This window comes from Kitasatospora sp. NPDC034533, from assembly GCF_055575155.1.
In genome coordinates this window covers 28,725-52,334 of record NZ_JBVITE010000007.1, presented here as the reverse complement: position 1 = coordinate 52,334, position 23,610 = coordinate 28,725, and the positions used below count along the sequence as shown (strand labels likewise).

Sequence of the window (23,610 nt, the reverse complement as noted above, 5' to 3'; positions counted from 1 at the left end):
CGGCGCCCCGGGCCCCTCGCGTCGTCGGGGGCCGCCGCGCTCGCGCGCGGGTGCCGACGCCCGTCCTCGGACGCCGGTGCCCGGTGCTCAGGCGCCGCTGCCCAGGCCCGGCGGGACCGCCGAGTGCAGCGCCGAGACGAAGGCCGAGATGGCCGGGTGGGAGCCGGCGCCGGCGCGGAAGGCCGCGCGGGTGCGGCGGTACATCGGCAGGCGGGTGAGGACGACGCCGGGCGGGGGAGCGGCCGCGCCCAGGTGGGGGACCAGGGCGACGCCCTGGCCGGTGGCGACCAGGGCCAGCACGGTGGTGAAGTCGTCGATCTGGTGCCGGACCCGGGGCGCGAAGCCCGCCGCCTCGCAGGCGCGGACGGCCATGGTGTGGCAGAGGGTGCCGGGCGGCGACATGATCCACGGCGCTTCGCGCTGCTCGGCGAGGGCACCGGGGGCGCGGGCGGCCAGGTACATCGGCTCGGTGAAGACCGGGCGGGTCACCGCCAGGCCGGGCTCCGGGTCGGTCGGGACGAGGTCGTACTCGTGCACCAGCGCCACGTCCAGCTCGCCCGCCCGCAGCGCCGCGCCGACGGCGGCCGGGTCCACCTCGGTGACCATCGGCTCCAGCCCGGGGTGCCAGCCGGCCAGCTCCGCGAGCACCGCGGGGATGATCGCGCGGGCCGCCGACGGGTAGGTGCCGATCCGCAGCGGACCGGCCAACCCGCGCTTGGTGTGGGCGAGTTCGGCGCCCGCCTGCTCCAGCAGGGCGAGCACCGCCTCGGCGTGCCGGACCAGTCCCAGCCCGGCCGGGGTGAGGGTGACCCGACGCCCGGTGCGCTCCAGCAGCGGGACGCCCGCCTCCTTCTCCAGGACGGACAGCTGCTGGGAGACCGCCGAGGGGCTGAAGGAGAGCGCCTCGGCGACGGCCGCGATGGTGCCGAGGTGGGCGAGTTCGCGCAACAGGCGCAGGCGTCGGACGTCCAGCATCAGCCCAGGTTAGGCCCTTCCCGTGGGATCGGAGCCACCGAGCATCGGCTCAGCTTACGAGAAGCGTCGGAAATGTGAACTGGACCTGGGTGATCGATCGGCCGCAGGATCGTCGGCATGGAACTGAAGGGCATCTACGTCCCCCTGATCACCCCGTTCGCCGCCGACGGCTCGGTCGCCCTGGACGCGCTGGAGAAGCTCGCCCACGAGGTGCTGGACGCCGGGGCGGCCGGACTGTGCGCCCTGGGCACCACCGGCGAGCCGGCCGCGCTGACGGCCGAGGAGAAGGACGCGGTGCTGGACGTCGCCGCGGCCGCCTGCGCCGCGCGCGGGGCCCAGCTGCTGGTCGGCGCCTCCGGCGGGGACACCCGGGCCGTCGGCGAGGCGCTGGCCGCGCTCGGCGCGAAGGTGCCGGGGGCGGCGGCGCTGGTCACCACCCCGTCCTTCGTCCGGGCCGGGGAGGCCGGGACGGTCGCGCACTTCCGGGCACTGGCCGCCGGCAGCCCGCTGCCGCTGGTCGTCTACCACATCCCGTACCGCACCGGGCAGCAGCTCTCCACCGCCGCGCTGCGCGAACTCGCCGCGATCGACGGCGTGGTGGGCGTCAAGTACGCGACCGGCGGGTTCGACCAGACGGCCGCCGAGCTGCTCGCCGACGCCCCCGAGGGCTTCGCGTTCCTCACCGGCGAGGACGCCTACCTGTCGCCGATGCTGGCGCTCGGCGCGGCCGGCGGCATCCTCGCCTCCTCGCACCTGGCGACCGCCCGGTTCGTGGAGCTGGCCGAGGCCTGGCAGGCCGGGGACGTGGCGCGGGCCCGGGCGCTCGGGCACCGGCTGACCGGCCTGGCGCTGTCCGCCTTCACGGCGCCGAACCCGTCGGTGACCAAGGGCGTGCTGCACGCCCAGGGCCGCATCCCCACCCCGGACGTACGGCTGCCGCTGCTGCCGGCCGGGGAGGCGGAGGTCCGCGCCGCACTGGCCCTCGCCAGTGGTCTGGACCGGTAGGGCGCGTCCCGGGAGCGCTCTCACAGCGTGGAACACCAGGTCGCCCCACCCGCGTGACAAGGCATGATGGGCAGAGTGCGGCTGTGAACAGCACCATTCAGAGGAGTAGTCGGAGATGAAGATCGGCATTGTCGGTGCCACCGGCCAGGTCGGCGGCGTGGTCCGCGAGATCCTGGCGGAGCGCGCGGGACTTCCCGGTGGAATCGGCCCGGTGGAGCAGCTGCGGCTGTTCGCCTCGGCCCGTTCGGCCGGGCGCACGCTGCCCTGGCAGGGCGGCGAGGTCACCGTCGAGGACGCGGCCACGGCCGACTACACCGGCCTGGACATCGTGATCTTCTCGGCCGGCGGCTCGACCTCCAAGGCCCTGGCGCCCAAGGTCGCCGCGGCCGGTGCCGTCGTGATCGACAACTCCTCCGCCTGGCGCCGCGACCCCGAGGTCCCGCTGGTCGTCTCCGAGGTCAACCCCGAGGCCATCGCGGACCGCCCCAAGGGCATCATCGCCAACCCGAACTGCACCACCATGGCCGCCATGCCCGTGCTGCGCCCGCTGCACGAGGAGGCCGGGCTCGCCGCCCTGGTCGTCTCCACGTACCAGGCCGTGTCCGGCAGCGGCGTGGCCGGTGTCGCCGAGCTCCAGGACCAGGCCGCCAAGGTCGTGGAGGCCGGTGCCGCCGCTCTCGCCCACGACGGCGGTGCCGTCGAGTTCCCCGAGCCCAAGGTCTACCGGCGGCCGATCGCCTTCAACGTGGTGCCGCTGGCCGGCTCCGTCGTCGAGGACGGCTCCAACGAGACCGACGAGGAGCAGAAGCTCCGCCACGAGAGCCGCAAGATCCTCGGCATCCCGGAGCTGAAGGTCGCCGGCACCTGCGTGCGCGTCCCGGTCTTCTCCGGCCACTCGCTCCAGATCAACGCCCGCTTCGAGCGCCCGATCAGCCCCGAGCGCGCCGTCGAGCTGCTCAGCGGCGCCCCCGGCGTCGAGCTGTCCGACATCCCCACCCCGCTCCAGGCCGCCGGCCGGGACCCGAGCTACGTCGGCCGCATCCGGGTGGACGAGACCGTGGACAACGGCCTGTCGCTGTTCGTCTCGAACGACAACCTGCGCAAGGGCGCGGCGCTGAACGCCGTCCAGCTGGCCGAGCTGGTCGCCGCCGAGCTCAAGGGCTGAACACACCGTCCACCGGTCGGAACACGGCCGCGTGACCTCGGGCGGGCCCCGTCGTTGTACGGGGCCCGCCCTCGCGTTTTTTTGCGTTGCGTTGGTGCGGCCTTTGCGGTAGCGGGACGACCGGGGAGGTTCGGCAGGCGAACCGCGGGTAGAAGGTGACCCAACGATCGGGCGGGCACCCGGGGGCCCCTCACCTCGGCACGCCCGGCCGAACGGTCGGCCGCCACGGCCGAACCGACCCACCCGACAGCTTCCGAGGGCGAGCGAAAAGAGGTGCGCGATGGACCGCTGTGTCGTCCTGGTGGACGCCGGATACCTGCTGGGCGCCGCCGCCAGCCTGCTCGCAGGGGATCCGTCCCGCTCCAAGGTCACCGTGGACCACACGGCCCTGATCGCCGCCCTGCGCGAGCGCGCCGAAGCCGAGACCGGGCTGCCGCTGCTGCGGATCTACTGGTTCGACGCCGCGCCCGACCGGCGCCCGATGCCCGAGCACCGGCGGCTGCGGGTGCTGCCCCGGGTCACCGTACGGCTCGGCGCCCTCACCCGGGCCGAGGGGCGCTGGGTGCAGAAGGGCGTGGACGCCGCGATGCACGCCGAACTCTCCGAGCTCGCCCGCAACCGGGCCTGCGCCGACGTCGTGCTGGTCACCGGGGACGGGGACCTGCTGCCCGGCATGATGACCGCCAAGGAGCACGGCGTGGCCGTCCACCTGTGGGCGCTCCAGGCCGCCGACGGCGACTTCAACCAGTCCGAGGACCTGGTCGGCGAGGCGGACGAACGGCGGGTCCTCGACCGGGAGTGGATCAAGGGGTCCTTCTCGCTGCGGGAGCACTCCAGCCTCTTCCCGGCCCCCGGGGCCCGGCAGGAGATCGCCAAGATCCTCGCCGCCCCGCCGGCCGCCCCACCCGCCGCGCTGCCCACCGTGGTGCCGCCGGTGGTCCGCCCGGTCGCCGCCGAGACCGCCCCGGCCGGCCCCGTCCCCGCCGCCGACGGGCGACCCCAGCCGGCGGCCGCGCTCAAGGTCGTCCCCACCCCCAAGGACCTGGCCGGACGGACCTCCTCGGTCACCCCCGTCACCCCGGTGGCCAACGGCGCCAACGGGCACGGCGCGCACGGCGTGAACGGCCACACGGCCGCCGTCCAGGCCGGGCCGGTGCTGCGCTGGTCCTCCGACCGCGGCTGGGTGGACCGGCCCGCCCCGGAACCCGCCGTCACCGCCGGCGACAGCCTGCCCACGCTCGCCCAGCTCACCACCGCCGAGCAGCGCTGGGCCGACCGCGAGGAGGACATCACCTCCATCGGCGGCGACGCCCACGAGGTCGGGCAGGTCTTCGCCCGCCGCTGGAGCGAACGGATCGGCGACACCGAGAGGCTCACCGTGCTCTGGCCCGACTACCCGCGCATCCCGCACCGGGTGGACGGCGAACTGCTGCGCTACGCCGCCCGCTTCGGGCTGCTGGCGCACAAGGACGACCAGATCGACGAACACGACCGCTACGCCATCCGGGCCGGGTTCTGGAAGGAACTCGCGGCCCGGGTGCCGGGCGGGACGATGGTCGTCGACGACTGAGCCGGGGCGGCCCGGCGCCCCCGGGCGGGACCTGCGAAGACGCGGGCCGGGCCCCCTTGTCCGGTTCGCCCGTATGAGCGCGTAGAGTCTTCGGTCGTGAACGAGACGGCGGGGCGAGCACCCGAGGAACCCCTGCCGTGCGTGGCCGTGCGCGACCTGGTCAGGACCTACCGCGGCGGGCGCGGCGCGGCCGCCACCGAGATCCGGGCCAACGACGGCATCAGCCTCACCGTCCACCGGGGCGAGATCTTCGGACTGCTCGGACCGAACGGCGCCGGCAAGTCGACGCTGGTCCGTCAGCTCACCGGCCTGCTGCGCCCCGACTCCGGCTCCGTCGAGCTCTTCGGCCACGACATCGTGCGGCACCCCGAACGGGCCGCCCGGCTGCTCGGCTACCTCGGGCAGGAGTCCACCGCGCTGGACGAGCTGACGGTGGCGCTCGCCGCCGAGACCACCGGACGCCTGCGCGGCCTCACCCGGGCCGGGGCCCGCGACGCCGCCGCCGAGGTGCTCGCGGAACTCGGGCTGGAGGCGATCGCCACCCGGCCGCTCGCCAAGCTGTCCGGCGGACAGCGGCGGCTCGCCTGCTTCGCGGCCACCCTGGTCGGGGACCGGCCGCTGCTCGTCCTGGACGAGCCGACCACCGGCATGGACCCGGTCGCCCGGCGCGCCGTGTGGAGCGCCGTCGACCGGCGGCGCGCCGAGCGCGGGACGACGGTGCTGCTGGTCACCCACAACGTGATCGAGGCGGAGACGGTGCTCGACCGGGTCGCCGTGGTGGACGACGGCCGGGTGATCGCCTGCGACACGCCCGGCGGGCTCAAGGCGCTGGTGGACGGCGACGTCCGGCTCGACCTGGTGTGGCGGGACGAGGCGCCGCTCGGCGTCCCCGCCGTCGCCGCGCTGGGCGAACGGGCCGAGCGCACCGGCCGCCGCTGGACCGTCCGCACCACCCCCGAACAGGCCCGCGAACTGGTCGCCGCCGTCACCACCGGCCCGGCCTTCGCCGCGCTCGACGACTTCACCCTCGCCACCCCGAGCCTTGAGGACGCCTACCTCAAGCTGGGCGGCCGCCACGGAGGACTGGCCAAGTGACGCTGCTCTCGGCGCCGGAGACCCTCCGGTCCACGGGCACCCCCGCCCCGCTCGCCCCCGCCGCCCGGCTGCTGCCGGCGCTCGCGGCCGTGTACCGGGCGCAGCTCGCCCGGGCGCGGGTGGCGCGCATCCCGCTGCTGTTCGTGGCCACCTTCCAGTCGGTGGGCATCCTGGTGATGATGCGCGGGGTGGTGGACGCCGGGCAGACCTCCGAGGCGCGGTCGGTGGTCGCCGGGTCCAGCGTGCTGGTGGTCGCCTTCGTCGCGCTGAACCTGCTCGCCCAGTACTTCGGCAGGCTGCGGGCCACCGGCGGGCTCGACCACTACGCCACGCTGCCGGTGCCGGCCGCCTCGGTGGTGCTGGGCGCGGCCGCCGCGTACGCCTCCTTCACCCTGCCCGGGACGATCGCCACGGCGGCGTTCGGGGCGGTGATGTTCGGGCTGCCGCTCGGCCAGCTGTGGGTGCTGCTGGCGGTCGTGCCGCTGGCCGGGGCCGCGCTGTCCGGCCTGGGGGCGGCCTGCGGGCTGCTGGCGCCGCGGCAGGAGATCGCCACCATGCTCGGGCAGCTCGGGATGTCCGCCGCCCTGCTGCTGGGCGTGCTGCCGGTGGACCACCTGCCGCAGCCGGTGCAGTGGCTGCGGGACCTGCTGCCGTCCACGTACGGGGTGGACGCCTTCGCCCGGACGTTCGCGCCGGACCCGGACTGGGCCGCGGTGCTCGGGGACCTGGCGGTCTGCGCGGGGGTGGGCGTGGTGTCGCTGGCCGTCGCCACCTGGGCATACCGGCGGGCCGTCTCCCGGTAGGCCCGCGCTCCGTACGGTGGTGGGCCGTCCGCGGGGCCGTCGTGACACGATGGGGCCTGTGACCGTACCGAACACACCTCCGGATCCCGCTCCCGTCGACGCGCAGGCGACGGGACCGGGCGCAGCGCCCGACCCGTTCGCGCCGCCGCTGGGGGCCACCGCCCTCCGGGACGGGGCGGCCCCGCTGGGCCGGCGGCTGCTGCCCGAGGTGCGGATCGGGGCGGGCATCGTCGTCGCCAGCCTGGTGGCCGGACTGGTGATGGCCGTGCTGTGGGCCTGGCTGGCGCCCAAGGTGCCGCTGGTGGTCGACGGCGACCGCGTCCTCTACGGCGACCCCGAGGGGGAGCAGCGGGCCGGGGCCGACGCGGTGTTCGTGCTGATCGGCCTGGGCGTCGGGATCGTGACCGCGCTCGGGGCCTTCCTGCTGACCCGGCGGCGCGGTGGCGGCATCGCGGTCGCGGCGGGGCTGGCCGTCGGCGGGCTGCTCGGCTCGATCGGGGCCTGGCGGATCGGCCGGTGGCTCGGGCCGAGCGACGACCTGATCGGCGAGGCCCGGCGGGTCGGGGACGGCGGGCACTTCGACGCGAGCATCGACCTGGGCGCGCTGGGGGCGCTGCTGGTCTGGCCGATGGCGGCGATGGTGGTGCTGCTGCTGCTCTCGGCGGCGTTCGGCAAGCGGGAGGAGGACCCGCCGCCGTACTGGGCACCGGTGGAGAAGGCCCGGGCGGGGGCGCCCGGGGCGGGGGCCGCTGCGGGGGTGCCGACGGGGCCGTGGAGCGGGCCGCCGGCCGGGGGTTTCGAGGCGGAGCAGAAGTAGGTCCGTAGCCCGGTGCGGGGCGGTTGCGCGCGGCCCCCGCGCCCCTCGGGGTGGCGCCGGTCAGCGGGCGATGGCGGCGGTGCGGGCGTCGGTGAGGGCGATGAGGTCGGCGGGGGAGAGCTCGACTTCGAGGCCGCGGCGGCCCGCCGAGACGTAGACGGTGGGGTGGGTGAGCGCGCTGGCGTCGACGACGGTGCGCAGCGGGCGGCGCTGGCCCAGCGGGGAGATCCCGCCGAGGACGTAGCCGCTGCTGCGCTCGGCGGCAGCCGGGTCGGCCATGGCGGCGCGCTTGCCGCCGACGGCGGCGGCCAGGGCCTTGAGGTCGAGCTGCCCGGAGACCGGGACCACGCCGACGGTCAGGGTGCCGTCCACGTCGGCGACGAGGGTCTTGAAGACCCGCTCCGGGGCGATGCCGAGGACCTCCGCGGCCTCGCCTCCGTACGAGGCGGCGGCCGGGTCGTGGTCGTACGCGTGCACGGTGAAGGCGACGGCGGCGGCTTCCAGGGCGACGGTGGCCGGGGTGCCCTGGCCGCCCTTCCTGGTCTTCTTGGCCATGGGGTTCCTCGGTCCTCGGTCAGTTGGGGCTGAAGCGCTGGCGGGTGAGGTCGGCGGCGGGCAGCGAGGGCAGCCAGCTGAGGACGGCGGTCTCGCGGCGCAGCAGGTCGAGTTCGGAGCGCAGCCGCTGGGCGGTGTCGGGGCAGGCGAGCAGCTCCTGCTTGACCGGGGTCTCGAACACCGAGGCGGCGGCGACCAGGTAGGAGAGCACCTGCGGGTCGTCCGGCAGTTCCTGGCGGCCGACGGTGCTGGCCTCGCGGGCGCCGGCCAGCCGCTTCTGGTAGACCCGGAACGCCCGCTCGACCTCGGAGGCCAGCGCGCCGGAGCCCTCGCCGGGGCGCTCCTCGATCGTCTCGACCTCGCCGGTCAGGTACGGGCCGGAGACGTCCACCGAGCGCAGCCGGAACCGGGTGGTGCCGGTGACCAGCAGCTCGTAGCGGCCGTCCGGCTGGGGCTCGACGGAGGCGATGTCGGCGACGCAGCCGATGTGGAAGAGCGCCTCCAGCGGGTCCCCGGTGACGGTGCCCAGGCCGGCCAGCGGACCGGCCGGGCCCTCCTCGGGGCGGACCGGCGCGGTCTCCCGGCCGTCCCTGATCGCGAGCACGCCGAACCGCCGGGGCGCGTCCTCGGGCTGTTCGAGCAGGTCGGCGACGAGACGGCGGTAGCGCTCCTCGAAGACGTTCAGGGGCAGCACCAGGCCCGGGTAGAGCACGGTGTTCAGCGGGAAGAGCGGCAGCCGTTCTGTCACGGCCGACAGCGTAGTTCCCCGGACGGGGGCCTTGTCGCGCGGTCGGCGCGCTCAACCGCGCTGGAGCATCCTGGTGGCGCCGGTGACGACGGTGGAGGCGAGCAGCCAGCCGATGACGACGAGCCCGGCGGAGATCCACTGGCCGAGGCCGCCCGGGTTCCAGCCGCCCTGGTTGAGGTCCACGATCGGCAGGAGCTGGTTGAGGGTGTACAGCACCGGGTTCCAGTGCGGGCGCTCGTCGGCCTTGAGCGGTTCCAGGGGGTGGGTGGCGAACCAGAGGCTGCCGAGGGCCCAGGCGAGCAGCAGCCACAGGCCGGCCCGGCCGGGGCGGTAGCCGTAGCCGACGGTGGCGTCCTGGACCGCGCCCCAGACCCGGGCGGGCAGCGGCAGGGTGCGGCGGCGCCGGCGCTGCTTGGCGTAGAGCACCTCGCGGGCGTCGTCGTCGGCGCCGTCGCGGCGCAGGGCCGCGGCGAGCTGCTCGTAGGACTCGGGCTGGAAGTCCACCGAGGAGCCCTCCAGCCAGGCGATCCGCTGCCGGACGGTGAACGTCCCGATCGGGCGCAGGTTCTCGTAGACGAAGCCGGTGAGGCCCAGGTGCCTGCCGAGCGGCCAGGACTGGGGCCTGTCGACCAGGTTGCCGACCCGGGCCCGGGACAGCGAGACGGTGCCGGTGGGGCGGAAGTCGCAGGAGAAGCGCAGCTCGGGGGTCTGGATGCGGCGCAGCGAGAGCTCGTCGTCACCCTCCAGGTGGAACTCGCCGGAGATCAGGCAGGCTCCCTCGAAGCGGCTGTCGGAGAGCCGGACCTGCCCGAAGGCGCGGAACGGGGTGATCGGGCCGTCGGGCGGCGGGACCTCGCCGTAGCCGGAGCCGTAGTAGCCGCGGGAGCCGGTCCAGCCGCCGTCGGCGGAGCCGGTCAGGTAGAGGGTGTGGCCGACGGTCACCCGGACGGCGTTGAGGCAGGTGCGGTTCTGCGCCCGGTCGGCGCGCAGCTGGGCGCCGCGCAGCGAGAGCCGGCCGCCTATCCGGGCGGTGCGGATGCTCAGCTCGCCGTTGGAGACCAGGCGCTCGGCCTCGAAGTCCTGGTTGACGGTGATCCCGTCGGCGGAGACGGCGCGCCCGAAGCGGTCGCCGCCGACGACGGACTGGTTGAGCAGCAGGTCGGTGCCGATCTTGGCGTCGGTGAGCCGGAGGCCCTCGGGGAGGCGGCAGCGGGCCAGGTGGAGGTCGCCCGTGGTGGCCAGCCGGGAGGCCTCCAGGCGGGGGATCAGGCAGTTCACGAAGCGCATGGTGGGGGCCGAGGCCTCGGAGACCAGGACCTTCTGCTCGAAGCGGCACTCGTGGAGCTCGATGTAGTGGCCGATGGCGGCACCGGCCAGGTTGAGCGCCTCGGTGACGAACGCGCCGCTGAGCCGCAGCGAGGCGACCCGCCCGGGCGCGGGCCGCGGACCGGCCAGCAGCAGGCGGGCGAGCACCTCGGCGCGGACGGTGCGCTCGGGGCCCCAGACGGCGTCGCCGAAGGGGTCGTCGGTGCCGGCCGCCCCCGTTCGCAGGTCGAGGATCCGGCCCTGGCGGTAGGCCTCCCAGAGCCTCCGCTCGGCCTCGTTCCACCCCTCCGGAGCGTGCTCCGCCATGGTTTCCCCCGTCCCCCGGTAGTCTCGCCTTTCGTATCACGGACTGAAATGCGGGACCACCGGTTCCGGCCACTCCTTACACTGGGTGGCGTGATCTCTCGAATCGACCTCCGCGGCTCGCTGGACGACCCGCGTGACCTGCTGCCCCGTGCCGAGTTCGACGTCGCGGCCGCCCTGGAGAAGGTGCGGCCGATCGCGGAGGACGTACGCCATCGCGGGGTCGCGGCGCTGATCGAGATCACCGAGCGCTTCGACGGCGTCCGGCTGGAGTCGACCAGGGTCCCGGCCGAGCAGCTGACCGCCGCCCTGGAGACGCTGGACCCGAGGGTGCGGGCCGCGCTGGAGGAGTCGATCCGCCGGGCCCGCGCCGTGCACGCGGACCAGCGGCGCACCGGGCACACCACCCAGGTGGTGCCGGGCGGCACGGTCACCCAGCGCTGGGTGCCGGTCGAGCGGGTCGGCCTGTACGTGCCGGGCGGGCTGGCGGTCTACCCGTCCTCCGTGGTGATGAACGTGGTGCCGGCCCAGGAGGCCGGCGTCAAGGGCGTCGCGGTCACCTCGCCGCCGCAGAAGGAGTTCGGCGGCCGCGTCCACCCGACGATCCTGGCGGCCTGCGCGCTGCTCGGCGTGGACGAGGTCTACGCCGTCGGCGGCGCCCAGGCGGTCGCGATGTTCGCCCTCGGCACCGAGGAGTGCGCGCCGGTCGACATGGTCACCGGCCCGGGCAACATCTACGTGGCCGCCGCCAAGCGCTACTTCGCCGGCCGGATCGGCATCGACTCCGAGGCCGGCCCGACCGAGATCGCCGTCCTCGCCGACGACAGCGCGGTGCCCTCCGACGTCGCCGCCGACCTGATCAGCCAGGCCGAGCACGGCCCCACCTCCGGCTCGGTGCTGGTCACCGACTCCCGGGCGCTGGCCGACGCCGTCGAGGCCGAGCTGGCCGTGCAGGTCGCCAGGACCAAGCACGGCGAGCGGGTGGCCGAGGCACTGGGCGGCCGGCAGTCCGGCATCATCCTGGTCGACGACCTGGACCAGGGCCTCGCCGTGGTCAACGCCTACGCGGCCGAGCACCTGGAGATCCAGACCCGCGACGCCCACGCGGTCGCGGCCCGGGTCGTCAACGCCGGCGCGATCTTCATCGGCCGCTGGACCCCGGTCTCGCTGGGCGACTACGCGGCCGGCTCCAACCACGTGCTGCCCACCGGCGGCTGCGCCTGCCACTCCTCCGGGCTGTCGGTGCAGACCTTCCTGCGCGGCGTCCAGGTCGTCGAGTACGACCGGGCGGCGCTCGCGGACGTCGCCGCCCACGTGGTGACCCTGGCGAATGCCGAGGACCTGCCGGGGCACGGTGACGCCATCAAGGCCCGCTTCGACTGGACGGTGCCCGGCTCGTGAACGCTGTGACCCGCATCGACGACCTCCCCATCCGCGACGAACTGCGCGGCCAGTCCCCGTACGGCGCGCCGCAGCTCGACGTGCCCGTCCAGCTGAACACCAACGAGAACCCGTACCCGCTGCCCGAGGAGCTGGTGGCCCGGATCGCCGAGCGCGTCGCCGAGGCCGCCCGCGGGCTGAACCGCTACCCGGACCGGGACGCGGTCGAGCTGCGCGAGGGCCTCGCCGCCTACCTCGGGAAGACCACCGGCTTCCCGGTCGGGCGCGAGCAGGTGTGGGCCGCCAACGGCTCCAACGAGGTGCTCCAGCAGCTGCTCCAGACCTTCGGCGGCCCCGGCCGCAGCGCCCTCGGCTTCGAGCCCTCGTACTCGATGCACGCGCTGATCTCCCGGGGCACCGGCACCGCCTGGATCTCCGGGCCGCGCAACGACGACTTCACCATCGACGTGGACGCCGCCGTCGCGGCCATCGCCGAGCACCGGCCGAACGTGGTCTTCGTCTGCTCGCCGAACAACCCGACCGGCACCGCCGTCGGGGCCGACACCGTGCTGCGGCTGTACGAGGCCGCCCAGTCCGCCCGGCCCAGCCTGGTGGTGGTCGACGAGGCGTACGTCGAGTTCTCGCACCGCGCCTCGCTGCTGCCGCTGATCGAGGGCCGCCCCAACCTGGTGGTCAGCCGCACCATGTCCAAGGCCTTCGGCGCCGCCGGGCTGCGCCTGGGCTACCTGGCCGCCGACGCGGCCGTGGTGGACGCCGTCCAGCTGGTGCGCCTGCCGTACCACCTGTCGGCCGTCACCCAGGCCACCGCGCTGGCCTGCCTGGAGCACACCGACACCCTGCTCGGGTACGTCGGGCGGCTCAAGCAGGAGCGCGACCGGCTGGTGGACGCGCTGCGCGCCATGGGCCTGGAGGTCACCGACTCGGACGCCAACTTCGTCCAGTTCGGCCGCTTCGCCGACACCCACGCCGTGTGGCGGGCCATCCTCGACCGGGGTGTCCTGGTCCGTGACAACGGGGTCCCCGGGTGGCTGCGCGTCACCGCCGGCACGCCCGCAGAGAACGACGCCTTCCTGGACGCCGTCCGTTTCGTGATCAAGGAGCTCTAACCCCATGTCCCGCATCGGACGCGTCGAGCGCACCACCAAGGAGACCTCCGTCCTGGTCGAGATAGACCTGGACGGCAGCGGCAAGACCGACATCTCCACCGGCGTCGGCTTCTACGACCACATGCTCGACCAGCTCGGCCGGCACGGCCTGTTCGACCTCACCGTCAAGACCGACGGCGACCTGCACATCGACACCCACCACACCATCGAGGACACCGCCCTCGCGCTCGGCGCCGCCTTCAAGCAGGCGCTCGGCGACAAGGTGGGCATCTACCGCTTCGGCAACTGCACGGTGCCGCTGGACGAGTCGCTCGCCCAGGTCACCGTGGACCTCTCCGGCCGGCCGTACCTGGTGCACACCGAGCCCGAGGGCATCGCGCCGATGATCGGCTCGTACGACACCACGATGACCCGGCACATCCTGGAGTCCTTCGTGGCCCAGGCGCAGATCGCGCTGCACGTCCACGTGCCGTACGGGCGCAACGCCCACCACATCGTGGAGTGCCAGTTCAAGGCGCTGGCCCGGGCCCTGCGCTACGCCGCCGAGCGCGACCCGCGCGCGGCCGGAATCCTCCCCTCGACCAAGGGTGCGCTGTGAGCAACACCGCGATGATCCTCATCTTCGTCGGCCTCTTCCTGGCCGGCGGAGTCATCTCCTTCTGGAAGCAGAAGCAGTCCAAGAGCGTCATCCTGGTGCTGGCCTTCGGCTCCGTCATGTGCCTGGCCTCCGGCCTGATGCGCCTGTAGCCGGCGCCCGTGGACCAGCGCCCCAGACCCCGCCGTAGATAAAGACTGGACACCTGAACATGGGCAAGAACGTCGTCGTCCTCGACTACGGCTCCGGCAACCTGCGCTCGGCGCAGCGCGCCCTGGAGCGGACCGGGGCGGACGTCACGGTCAGCTCCGACTACGACACCGCGATGGCCGCGGACGGCCTGCTCGTCCCCGGCGTCGGCGCCTTCGAGGCCTGCATGCGCGGGCTCAGGTCCGTCCGCGGGGACTGGATCATCGGCCGCCGGCTCGCCGGGGGCCGCCCGGTCATGGGCATCTGCGTCGGCATGCAGATCCTCTTCGAGAAGGGGGTCGAGCACGGCGTGGAGACGGCCGGCTGCGACGAGTGGCCGGGCACCGTGGAGCCGCTGGAGGCCCCAGTCGTCCCGCACATGGGCTGGAACACCGTGGACGTGCCCGAGGGCAGCCGGATGTTCGCCGGCCTCGACCCGGAGACCCGCTTCTACTTCGTGCACTCCTACGGGGTGCGGCACTGGGAGCTGGAGACCCACAGCGCGCGGATCAACCCGCCGCTGGTCACCTGGGCCACCCACGGGCAGCCGTTCGTCGCGGCCGTCGAGAACGGCCCGCTGTGGGCCACCCAGTTCCACCCCGAGAAGTCCGGCGACGCCGGCGCCGCCCTGCTGACCAACTGGGTCAACACCCTCTGACTGTCTGAGAGTTGGATCTGATGAGCCTCGAACTGCTGCCCGCCGTCGACGTCCGGGACGGTCAGGCCGTCCGCCTGGTCAAGGGCGCCTCCGGCACCGAGACCTCCTTCGGCGAGCCGCTGGCCGCCGCCCTCGCCTGGCAGAACGCCGGCGCCGAATGGCTGCACCTGGTCGACCTCGACGCCGCCTTCGGCACCGGCAGCAACTACGAGCTGCTGCGCGAGGTCACCGGGCAGCTGGACATCAAGGTCGAGCTGTCCGGCGGCATCCGCGACGACGAGTCGCTCGCCCGCGCGCTCGCCACCGGCTGCACCCGGGTCAACCTCGGCACCGCCGCCCTGGAGGCCCCGGAGTGGGTCGCCAAGGCCATCGCCGAGCACGGCGACAAGATCGCCGTCGGCCTGGACGTGGTCGGCACCACCCTGCGCGGCCGCGGCTGGACCCGCGACGGCGGCCAGCTCTTCGACGTGCTGGCGCGCCTCGACCAGGAGGGCTGCGCCCGCTACGTCGTCACCGACGTCAACCGGGACGGCACCCTGACCGGCCCCAACCTCCAGCTGCTGCGCGACGTCTGCGCCGCGACGGACAAGCCCGTGGTCGCCTCCGGCGGCGTCTCCTCGCTGGACGACCTGCGGGCGATCGCCTCGCTGGTCGGCGAGGGTGTCGAGGGCGCCATCGTGGGCAAGGCACTCTACGAGCAGAAGTTCACCCTCGAAGAGGCCCTGGAGGCGGTTTCCGGATGACGGACGGTCGGATCGTACGCGGCAGGGTCGGTGGATTCTCCCCCTGGGAGGACGAGTTCGGCTACTCCCGGGCGGTCGCCGCGGGCGACCACGTGCACGTGGCCGGCTCCACCGCCTGGGTGGACGGCCGGATCGAGCACGAGGGCGACCCGTACCGGCAGACCCTCGCCGCGTTCGGCGTCGGGCTCACGGCCCTGGCCGCGTACGGTCTGACCGCGGACGACGTCATCCGCACCCGGATGTACATCACCCACGTTCGCGACGCCGAGGAGGTGGGCCGTGCCCACCGCGAACTCTTCGGCGCCGCACGCCCGGTGGCCACCATGGTGGTGGTCGAGGGCCTGATCGACTCCCGGATGATGGTCGAGGTCGAGATCGACGCGTACCGCTCCGGGCTGGCAAAGACCCTGGAAGACCTGAAAGCCCCGGAAGGCGAACAGCCGTGACCCTCGCAGTACGTGTCATCCCCTGCCTGGACGTGGACGCCGGGCGGGTGGTCAAGGGCGTCAACTTCCAGAACCTGCGCGACGCCGGCGACCCGGTCGAGATGGCCAAGCTCTACGACGCCGAGGGTGCCGACGAGCTGACCTTCCTCGACATCACCGCCTCCTCCGGCGACCGGGAGACCACCTACGACGTGGTCCGCCGCACCGCCGAGCAGGTGTTCATCCCGCTGACCGTCGGCGGCGGCATCCGCGCCGTCGAGGACGTGGACAAGCTGCTGCGGGCCGGCGCGGACAAGGTCGGCGTCAACACCGCGGCGATCGCCCGCCCGGAGCTGGTCCGCGAGATCGCCCAGCGGTTCGGGCGGCAGGTGCTGGTGCTCTCGGTGGACGCCCGGCGGTGCCCCGAGGGCACCGAGACGCCGTCCGGCTACGAGGTCACCACCCACGGCGGACGCCAGGGCACCGGTCTGGACGCCGTCGAATGGGCGGGCCGCGCGGCCGAGTTGGGGGCCGGCGAGATCCTGCTCAACTCGATGGACGCGGACGGCACCAAGGACGGCTACGACCTGGAGATGATCCGGGCCGTGCGCGCGGCCGTCTCGGTGCCGGTGATCGCCTCCGGCGGGGCGGGCAAGCTCGCGGACTTCGCCCCGGCCGTCGAGGCGGGCGCGGACGCGGTGCTGGCCGCCAGCGTGTTCCACTTCGGGGACCTGCGGATCGGCGAGGTCAAGGGCGCGCTGCGGGAGGCCGGGCACCCCGTCCGCTGAACGGCCGAACGGGGCCGCCGTCCGCTGAACGGCCGAACGGGCCCGCCGTCCGCGCTCCGGACGGCGGGCCCGTTGCGTCCTCGCCCGGTCAGGCCTGGTTCGGGTCGCCCTTGATCAGCGCGAACGGGGCGCCGTTCGGGTCCGCGACCCAGGCGATCCGCCCGACGCCCTTCACGTTCTCGGGCCCCATCAGCACCGTGCCGCCGGCCGCCGTCGCCCTGCCCACCCGGTCGTCCACGTCCGCGGCGGCGAAGTACGGCGTCCAGGCGGAGGGCTGCTCCGGCGACATGGTCGGGGCGATGCCGCCGAAGCCGGCCGCCTCCTGGTCGCCCTTCGCGGTCGAGACCACCCGGTAGCTCATCCCCGGCGACGGCTCGAAGTTCTCCACCCGCCAGCCGAAGATCTTCTCGTAGAAGGCGAAGGCGACCTCCGGGCCGGAGGTGTGCAGCTCGGCCCAGACCAGGGCGCCCTCCTCCGAGACGGCGTCCAGGCCCTTGGTGTCGCCCGCCTGCCAGATGGCGAACTCGGCGCCCTGCGGATCGGTGAGCGCGGCGAACCGGCCCTCCCGCATGACGTCCGTCGGCGGCACCCGCACCGTGGCGCCGGCCTGCTCGGCGGCCTTCACGGTGGCGTCCGCGTCCTCGGTGCGGAAGTAGGTGGTCCAGGCGGACCGCGACCCCGGGTCGAGGTTGCCGAGGGCGCCGACGGTCCTGCCACCCAGCTGGAGGAACCCGTAGCCGCCGGCCCCGGGAACCTCCAGGAAGCTCCAGTCGAACACCTTGCCGTAGAACCCGGCGGTGGCGCGGATGTCCGGGCTGCCCAGATCGATCCAGCAGGGCGAGCCGATGGGGAAGTCGGTGGTGATCATGGAAGGGTGCCCCTTCGACGGAGAGTGACCGGCCTGCCCGGATCGGACCCCGGCCCCCTGCGAGTCTGCACCCGGTCCCCGCCCTCCGCAGCCGGAGAGGGACGAGGGCCCGCCCGTCGGGGCGGGCCCGTGCCGTTCTCAGCCCCCGGTCCTGTGCCAGGTGCGGGCCGGCGAGGAGATGCTGTTGTAGCCGCTCCCGCCGTCCCAGTAGACCCGCAGCTCGGTACGGTAGGTGTGCCCCTCCTTCGGGAGCGTGATGTAGCCGTCGTAGTACTTCTGGCCGGTGGCGCAGCGGTGCGCCAGCTGCCAGTTCTCGCCGGTGGTGGTGTCCCAGAGGTGGATCACGACGTTGCAGGCGGCGGACGCGAAGTTGGTGTCCGCGCTGGCGGAGATGACGGCGTCGGTCATCTCGATGCACGCGTCCTTGGTGCCGTCGCTGACGCACTCGCGGCCGCGCACGCCCGCCGCGGCCGAGCCCGCGGTGGCGATCCCCAGCCCTCCGGCCAGCACCGTGGCGGCCACGGTGGTGACGGCGGCCCGCTTGATCCTGTTGCTGAACAAGATGTCCCCTTCGGTGATCTGTCGACTGGTCACCGATCCTGGTGGGAGCCGATCAAGATCCGATCAAATCGTGGCGCCCCCTCGTTGATCGGACGGCGGTCGAGGTCCGGACGCACCGGCGGACGTCCCTACTCCGGCGGCAGCGGCAGGACGTGGCGGAGGGCTTCGAGGGCGTCCGGGGCGCCGTCGGCGGTGAGGGTGGCGCGGGCGCCCCGGCCGTAGACGAAGAGGACGAGTTCGGCGGGTTCGCCGGTGACGTGGACGGTGGGGGCGCCGGCCGGGCCGACGGTGAGGGAGCGGCCGTCCGGGTGGGTGAGGGTCAGGCGGACGGGGGAGCGGCGGCCGGCCTCCAGGCGGGCGATGAGGGGGAGGCGGCGCCACAGGGCCTCGGCGCGGCCGGGCGGCACGGGCCGGCTGGTCCAGTCCTCGGCCGCGCGCGCGACGTCCTCGGCGTGGACGTAGTACTCGACGGTGTTCGCCGCCTCGTCGGCGCCGGGGAGGGCGAACGGGGAGTACACCGGCGGGCCGGCGCGGAAGAGCCGCACCAGCTCCTCGTACGGACGCTCGGCGTAGGCGTCCTGCACCCGCCGCGTCCAGTCGGCCAGGGCGCCGACCCGCAGGCCGGCCGCGGCGTCGGGTCGGCGCTCGCGGATGACCAGGTGGGCGGCGAGGTCCCGGGTCGTCCAACCGGCGCACAGCGTGGGGGCGTTCGGCCCGGCGGCGGTCAGGAGTTCGGCGAGGCGGTGGCGTTCGGCGAGGGCGTGGTTCGACATGGCGTCAGCCTAGGGGGCCGGGCGCCGGGTGAGCCGTCTTCGGGCGGCCTCCGCGTCCGAGCCGTCTTCGGGAGGCCTCCGCGTCCGAGCCGTCTTCGGGCGGCCTCCGCGTCCGACCTCCTCAGAAGTCCCGGTGGACGGGGCGGGAAACGCGCCTGGCCGGAGGAGCCGAGTGTCGGCTCCTCCGGCCAGTTCGTCACGTCAGGCGGTCAGCCGCCCGTGCTGAAGTGGTCTGTCAGATGCGCTCCTCGTGGGTACGCCACTCGTTCCCGGGGTCGCACGGCTCCGGCGGACAGGGCTTCGGCGGGCACGGCTCGGGCGGGCAGGGCTCGGGCGGGCACTTCTTGCTGTCCTCGACCGTGATCGCCACGCACGGGCAGTCCTTGGTCAGCTCGACCTTGGTCACCGGGTTCTTCGGCAGCTCGTAGCCCTCCGGCGCGGAGACCTCCTGCCAGTAGTACGTGCCCAGCGGCAGGTTGTCCGCGGAGCAGACGCCGTCGGCCCCGGTGGTGCAGGGCGCGCCCACCTTGGTGTCGGGGTCGGCACCGGTGGTCTGGAGGCCGGGGATGCCGTTGGTCTCGCGCCACAGCTGGAAGACGGCGCCGGCCAGCGGCTGTCCGGTCTCCGCGTCGACCTTGGTGACGCTGGTCGAGCCGGGCTGGGTGGCGGTCTTGGTGTCCTTGACGGTGACGGGGACGTTCTGTCCGTTGGTGTCGAGGACGACGGTGGTGACGGAAGGCTGCGGGAGGTCGTAGCCGGGAGGGGCCGCGGTCTCCTGCCAGTAGTAGGTGCCCAGCGGCAGGTCGGTCGCGGAGCAGACGCCGTTGGCGGGGGTGGTGCAGGGTGCGCCGACGGGGGTGTCGGGGTTGGTGCCGGTGGTCTGGAGGCCGGGGATGCCGTTGGTCTCGCGCCACAGCTGGAAGACGGCGCCGGCCAGCGGCTGCCCGGTCTCCGCGTCGACCTTGGTGACGCTGGTCGAGCCGGGCTGGGTGGCGGTCTTGGTGTCCTTGACGGTGACGGGGACGTTCTGGCCGTTGGTGTCGAGGACGACGGTGGTGACGGAAGGCTGCGGGAGGTCGTAGCCGGGAGGGGCCGCGGTCTCCTGCCAGTAGTAGGTGCCCAGCGGCAGGTCGGTCGCGGAGCAGACGCCGTTGGCGGGGGTGGTGCAGGGTGCGCCGACGGGGGTGTCGGGGTTGGTGCCGGTGGTCTGGAGGCCGGGGATGCCGTTGGTCTCGCGCCACAGCTGGAAGGTGGCGCCGGCCAGCGGCTGTCCGGTCTCCGCGTCGACCTTGGTGACGCTGGTTGAACCCGTTTGAACGGGGGTCTTGATGTCTTCGACGATGACCGGGACGTTCTGTCCGTTGGTCTCGATGACGACGGTCGTGACCGGTTGGGTGGGCAGGTCGTAGCCGGGAGGGGCCGCGGTTTCCTGCCAGTAGTAGGTGCCGAGCGGCAGGTCGGTCGCGGAGCAGACGCCGTTCGCGGGGGTCACGCAGGGCGAGCCGACGGGGGTGTCAGGGTTGGCACCGGTGGTCTGGAGGCCAGCGACGCCGTTGGTCTCGCGCCACAGCTGGAAGGTGGCCCCGGCCAGCGGCTGCTGGTTCGCGGAGTCGACCTTCGTCACGCTGGTCGAACCCGTTTGAACGGGCGTCTTGATGTCTTCGACGATGACCGGGACGTTCTGTCCGTTGGTCTCGATGATGACGGTCGTGACCGGCTGGGTGGGCAGGTCGTAGCCGGGGGGAGCGGCGGTTTCCTGCCAGTAGTAGGTGCCGAGCGGGAGCCCGGTGGCGGAGCAGACGCCGTTCGCGGGGGTCACGCAGGGCGAGCCGACCGGGGTGTCAGGGTTGGCACCGGTGGTCTGGAGGCCCGGCACGCCGTTGGTCTCGCGCCACAGCTGGAAGGTGGCCCCGGCCAGCGGCTGCTGGTTCGCGGAGTCGACCTTCGTCACGCTGGTCGAACCCGTTTGAACGGGCGTCTTGATGTCTTCGACGATGACCGGGACGTTCTGTCCGTTGGTCTCGATGATGACGGTCGTCACCGGCTGGGTGGGCAGGTCGTACCCGGGAGGCGCCGCGGTCTCCTGCCAGTAGTACGTACCCAGCGGCAGATCGCTGGCGGAGCAGACACCCGTGTCAGGGGTCACGCAGGGCGAGCCGACCGGGGTGTCAGGGTTGGCACCGGTGGTCTGGAGGCCGGGGATGCCGTTGGTCTCGCGCCACAGCTGGAAGGTCGCGCCGGCCAGCGGCTGCTGGTTCGCGGAGTCGACCTTCGTCACGCTGGTGGACCCCGCCGGGACGACGGTCTGGGTGTCCTGGACCGTGACCGGGACGTTCTGTCCGTTGGTCTCGATGACGACGGTGGTCACCGGCTGGGTGGGCAGGTCGTAGCCGGGAGGCGCCGTGGTCTCCTGCCAGTAGTAGGTGCCCAGCGGCAGCCCGCTCGCCGAGCAGACCCCGGTCGCCGGGGTGACGCAGGGTGCGCCGACGGGGGTGTCGGGGTTGGTGCCGGTGGTCTGGAGGCCCGGCACGCCGTTGGTCTCGTGCCACAGCTGGAACACCGCCTCGGCCAGCGGCCGGCCGGTGACCGAGTCCACCTTGGTGACGCTGGTGGAACCGGTCGGTGCGACCGTCTTGGTGTCCTGGACGGTGACCGGGATGTTCTGCCCGTTGGTGTCGAGGACGACGGTGGTCACCGAGGGCTGCGGGAGGTCGTAGCCGGGAGGGGCCGCCGTCTCCTGCCAGTAGTAGGTGCCGAGCGGCAGGCCGTCCGCCGAGCAGACCCCGTTGGCGGGGGTGGTGCAGGGCGAGCCGACGGGGGTGTCGGGGTTGGTGCCGGTGGTCTGGAGGCCGGGGACGCCGTTGGTCTCGTACCAGAGCTGGAAGGTGGCGCCCGCCAGCGGCTGGCCGGTGGCGGCGTCGACCTTCGTGACGCTGGTGGACCCCGTCGGGGCGACGGTCTTGGTGTCCTCGACGGTCACCGCGACGTTCTGCCCGTTGGCGTCCAGCTCGACGGTGGTCACGTTGAGCTCGGGCCGCTCGTATCCGTCGGGCGCGGAGACCTCCTGCCAGTAGTAGGTGCCCAGCGGCAGGCCGTCCGCCGAGCAGACGCCGCTGGCCGGGGTGGTGCAGGGCGAGCCGACGGGGGTGTCCGGGTTGGCGCCGGTGGTCTGGAGGCCGGGCACGCCGTTGGTCTCGTGCCACAGCTGGAACACGGCGCCCGCCAGCGGCTGCCTGGTCCCCGAGTCGACCTTGGTGACGGTGGTGGAGGCCGTCGGGGCGACGGTCTTGGCGTCCTCGACGGTGACGGCGACGTTCTGCCCGTTGGTGTTCAGGACGACGGTGGTCACGTTGAGGTCGGGCAGTTCGTAACCGGGGGGAGCCGCGGTCTCCTGCCAGTAGTAGGTGCCGAGCGGGAGCCCGGTGGAGGAGCAGACGCCGCTGGCCGGGGTGGTGCAGGGCGGGCCGACGGGGGTGTCGGGGTTGGTGCCGGTGGTCTGGAGGCCGGGCACGCCGTTGGTCTCGTGCCACAGCTGGAACACGGCGCCCGCCAGCGGCTGCCCGGTCGCCGCGTCGACCTTGGTGACGCTGGTGGAGCCGGTCTCGACGACCGGGCTCCTGACGTCGGGGACGGTGACCTGGGCGTTCTGCCCGTTGGTGTCGAGCACGACGGTCGTCACCGCCGGGTCCGGCAGCTCGTAGCCGGGCGGGGCCGCGGTCTCCTGCCAGTAGTAGGTGCCCAGCGGGAGGTCGCTCACGGAGCAGACGCCGTCGGCCCCGGTGGTGCAGGGAGCGCCCACCTCGGTGTCCGGAGTGGTTCCCGAGGTCTGGAGGCCGGGGACGTTGTTGGTCTCCCGCCACAGCTGGAAGGTCGCGCCCGCCAGCGGCTGCCCGGTGACGGAGTCGACCTTCGTCACGGTGGTCGAGGCGGTGGGGACCGCGGTGCCGCAGTCCGGGAGGTCGCCGTCGAACGGGTAGGCGTGGAACTCGGAACCGGTCATCCCGCCACCGGAGTTCTGCACCAGCGAGCCCGTGGTGAAGAACCGCCCGTTGAAGCCGGGCATGCCCATGGTGGAGGTGCTGGCCGGGTTGCCCACCAGCGCGCTGCCCTGGAACTGTCCCGAGCCGATGAAGCTGACCGACGTCGCGGTGGGGAAGTTCCACAGCAGCCGCTCGCGCAGCTGGTTCCAGGGGTCGGTGTCCTCCAGGCTGCCGCTGTAGGTGTTGATGACGCGGGCGCCGCCCACGAGGTTGACCAGGACCGTCGCGTTCGCGGGGATGCCGGCGAACGCGATGCCCTGCTGGCCGCCGCCGTTGCCGACGAGGTCGAAGTCGACGTTGAAGACCTGGAGCGCGGAGGTGCCGTCCCCGGTGAACAGGGTCTGGTAGCCCTGGTTGACGGCCGTTCCGGTCGCCGGGCGGGGCGTGCCGATCCCGGCGTAGCACTCGCTCGCCGACTGGAGCTCGCCGCGCAGCGGCCGGTAGGCGGTCACGGCCTGGGGGTCCTGGATCACCGTGCCGGCGATGGCACCCGTGACCGTGCCCGCGTGGCGGACGACGCCCCCTTCCGCCAGGAGCTCCTGGCCAGGGGCGATGGTGATGTCACCGCCGGTGGTGAGGAAGTCGGCGCCGTCCGGCGGGGGGACGCGGGAGCCGGCTCCGACGATGCCGACGTTGAAGACGGAACTGGCTCCGGCGGCTTTGGCCATGTCGAAGTTTCCGAGGGTCACCACGTGCCCCTCGGCCTCCGCGGCCGATTCCCTGACGTCGTAGTCGCCGCCGACGAAGATGTTGACGGCGTCGTCACGGCCCGCGAAGGGGCCGTTGTTGACCGGCGGGAACACCGCCGGGCAGTCCGCGCCGAGGCACGGCCCGAGACCGCCGGGAAGGCCGGCCGCGTGGGCGGCCGACGGTTCGATGAGCGACATTCCGAAGGGCACGAGTGCCAGGGTCAGGGCGGTGCTCATCGCCCTGCCGAATCTGCGTCTCCAGGTGACGGCGGTCACCCGGTCCTGACTAGACTTCACCTCAGTCCTCTCACCAAGTGGACACAAGCGCTCGAATTCTTCTGGGCCGTGGCGCCGGGCCGCCGAGGCTCGCAGGTGATGTCGTTCGAACGCCGAGGCGAAGGCACCCGATCGG

The 23,610-nt window shown here is 73.6% G+C and carries 22 protein-coding genes; 14 read left to right on the top strand and 8 right to left on the bottom strand.

The features are described from left to right. Nucleotides 1-87 precede the first annotated feature (87 nt). Nucleotides 88-975, bottom strand: coding sequence for a LysR family transcriptional regulator (locus ACZ55U_RS07530; RefSeq protein WP_465523439.1), 888 nt, complete (start codon nt 973-975; stop codon nt 88-90). A gap of 117 nt (nt 976-1,092) precedes the next feature. On the opposite strand from ACZ55U_RS07530, the gene ACZ55U_RS07525 reads away from it, so the two are divergent. From ACZ55U_RS07525 to ACZ55U_RS07500, 6 genes are all read left to right on the top strand, one after another. After that, a complete protein-coding gene (locus tag ACZ55U_RS07525) occupies nt 1,093-1,980 on the top strand; it encodes a dihydrodipicolinate synthase family protein (RefSeq protein ID WP_465523437.1) in 888 nt (295 codons plus the stop codon). A 115-nt stretch (nt 1,981-2,095) separates the two neighbouring features. Then, nucleotides 2,096-3,145, top strand: coding sequence for an aspartate-semialdehyde dehydrogenase (locus tag ACZ55U_RS07520; RefSeq protein ID WP_465523435.1), 1,050 nt, complete (start codon nt 2,096-2,098; stop codon nt 3,143-3,145). A gap of 280 nt (nt 3,146-3,425) precedes the next feature. Beyond that, entirely contained in the window at nt 3,426-4,715 is a 1,290-nt protein-coding gene (locus ACZ55U_RS07515; RefSeq protein WP_465523433.1) for an NYN domain-containing protein, read from the top strand. Nucleotides 4,716-4,811: 96 nt separating this feature from the next. Beyond that, a complete protein-coding gene (locus ACZ55U_RS07510; protein WP_465523431.1) occupies nt 4,812-5,810 on the top strand; it encodes an ABC transporter ATP-binding protein in 999 nt (332 codons plus the stop codon). After that, the gene (locus ACZ55U_RS07505) at nt 5,807-6,613 is read left to right on the top strand and encodes an ABC transporter permease (RefSeq protein WP_465523429.1); all 807 of its coding nucleotides are present in this window, start codon (nt 5,807-5,809) and stop codon (nt 6,611-6,613) included. The genes ACZ55U_RS07510 and ACZ55U_RS07505 overlap by 4 nt, the downstream gene beginning before the upstream one ends. A 58-nt stretch (nt 6,614-6,671) precedes the next feature. Continuing rightward, nucleotides 6,672-7,430, top strand: a complete 759-nt coding sequence (locus ACZ55U_RS07500) for a hypothetical protein (protein ID WP_465523427.1) — start codon at nt 6,672-6,674, stop codon at nt 7,428-7,430. 60 nt (nt 7,431-7,490) lie between these two features. Here ACZ55U_RS07500 and ybaK read toward each other — a convergent pair whose 3' ends face one another. Genes ybaK through ACZ55U_RS07485 form a run of 3 tightly spaced genes read right to left on the bottom strand, consistent with a single transcriptional unit; the run spans nt 7,491 to nt 10,365 of the window. Beyond that, nucleotides 7,491-7,985, bottom strand: a complete 495-nt coding sequence (gene ybaK, locus ACZ55U_RS07495) for a Cys-tRNA(Pro) deacylase (protein ID WP_465523425.1) — start codon at nt 7,983-7,985, stop codon at nt 7,491-7,493. Nucleotides 7,986-8,004: 19 nt separating this feature from the next. Further along, a complete protein-coding gene (locus tag ACZ55U_RS07490) occupies nt 8,005-8,733 on the bottom strand; it encodes an LON peptidase substrate-binding domain-containing protein (RefSeq protein ID WP_465523423.1) in 729 nt (242 codons plus the stop codon). A 51-nt stretch (nt 8,734-8,784) separates the two neighbouring features. Then, nucleotides 8,785-10,365 carry an oxidoreductase gene (locus tag ACZ55U_RS07485; RefSeq protein WP_465523421.1) on the bottom strand — a complete coding sequence of 527 codons (1,581 nt, stop codon included), beginning with the start codon at nt 10,363-10,365 and terminating at the stop codon, nt 8,785-8,787. Between the two features lie 90 nt (nt 10,366-10,455). Between ACZ55U_RS07485 and hisD the strand changes: the two genes are divergently transcribed. Genes hisD through hisF form a run of 8 tightly spaced genes read left to right on the top strand, consistent with a single transcriptional unit; the run spans nt 10,456 to nt 16,267 of the window. After that, nucleotides 10,456-11,763, top strand: coding sequence for a histidinol dehydrogenase (gene hisD, locus ACZ55U_RS07480; RefSeq protein WP_465523419.1), 1,308 nt, complete (start codon nt 10,456-10,458; stop codon nt 11,761-11,763). A gap of 5 nt (nt 11,764-11,768) precedes the next feature. Continuing rightward, complete coding sequence (locus ACZ55U_RS07475; protein ID WP_465523693.1) at nt 11,769-12,869, top strand: histidinol-phosphate transaminase; 1,101 nt, start codon at nt 11,769-11,771, stop codon at nt 12,867-12,869. Between the two features lie 4 nt (nt 12,870-12,873). After that, complete coding sequence (hisB, locus tag ACZ55U_RS07470; protein ID WP_380697988.1) at nt 12,874-13,467, top strand: imidazoleglycerol-phosphate dehydratase HisB; 594 nt, start codon at nt 12,874-12,876, stop codon at nt 13,465-13,467. Then, nucleotides 13,464-13,616: a hypothetical protein gene (locus ACZ55U_RS07465; protein WP_363381818.1), complete on the top strand. Its 153-nt coding sequence runs from the start codon at nt 13,464-13,466 to the stop codon at nt 13,614-13,616. The genes hisB and ACZ55U_RS07465 overlap by 4 nt, the downstream gene beginning before the upstream one ends. A gap of 59 nt (nt 13,617-13,675) precedes the next feature. After that, nucleotides 13,676-14,311: an imidazole glycerol phosphate synthase subunit HisH gene (gene hisH, locus ACZ55U_RS07460; protein ID WP_465523417.1), complete on the top strand. Its 636-nt coding sequence runs from the start codon at nt 13,676-13,678 to the stop codon at nt 14,309-14,311. Nucleotides 14,312-14,331: 20 nt separating this feature from the next. Then, nucleotides 14,332-15,054 (top strand): bifunctional 1-(5-phosphoribosyl)-5-((5-phosphoribosylamino)methylideneamino)imidazole-4-carboxamide isomerase/phosphoribosylanthranilate isomerase PriA, encoded by a 723-nt coding sequence (gene priA / locus ACZ55U_RS07455; RefSeq protein WP_374119975.1) that lies wholly within the window; start codon nt 14,332-14,334, stop codon nt 15,052-15,054. Further along, nucleotides 15,051-15,500 (top strand): RidA family protein, encoded by a 450-nt coding sequence (locus tag ACZ55U_RS07450; protein WP_465523415.1) that lies wholly within the window; start codon nt 15,051-15,053, stop codon nt 15,498-15,500. Before priA ends, ACZ55U_RS07450 begins: the two co-directional genes overlap by 4 nt. Beyond that, nucleotides 15,497-16,267, top strand: a complete 771-nt coding sequence (gene hisF / locus ACZ55U_RS07445; RefSeq protein WP_465523413.1) for an imidazole glycerol phosphate synthase subunit HisF — start codon at nt 15,497-15,499, stop codon at nt 16,265-16,267. Before ACZ55U_RS07450 ends, hisF begins: the two co-directional genes overlap by 4 nt. An 88-nt stretch (nt 16,268-16,355) precedes the next feature. Here hisF and ACZ55U_RS07440 read toward each other — a convergent pair whose 3' ends face one another. From ACZ55U_RS07440 to ACZ55U_RS07425, 4 genes are all read right to left on the bottom strand, one after another. Then, entirely contained in the window at nt 16,356-17,135 is a 780-nt protein-coding gene (locus ACZ55U_RS07440; RefSeq protein WP_465523411.1) for a VOC family protein, read from the bottom strand. A 138-nt stretch (nt 17,136-17,273) separates the two neighbouring features. Beyond that, nucleotides 17,274-17,696 carry a hypothetical protein gene (locus ACZ55U_RS07435; RefSeq protein ID WP_465523409.1) on the bottom strand — a complete coding sequence of 141 codons (423 nt, stop codon included), beginning with the start codon at nt 17,694-17,696 and terminating at the stop codon, nt 17,274-17,276. A gap of 128 nt (nt 17,697-17,824) precedes the next feature. Next, nucleotides 17,825-18,469: a TIGR03085 family metal-binding protein gene (locus ACZ55U_RS07430; RefSeq protein WP_465523407.1), complete on the bottom strand. Its 645-nt coding sequence runs from the start codon at nt 18,467-18,469 to the stop codon at nt 17,825-17,827. Nucleotides 18,470-18,704: 235 nt separating this feature from the next. Continuing rightward, complete coding sequence (locus ACZ55U_RS07425; RefSeq protein ID WP_465523405.1) at nt 18,705-23,435, bottom strand: SpaA isopeptide-forming pilin-related protein; 4,731 nt, start codon at nt 23,433-23,435, stop codon at nt 18,705-18,707. Between the last annotated feature and the right edge of the window lie 175 nt (nt 23,436-23,610).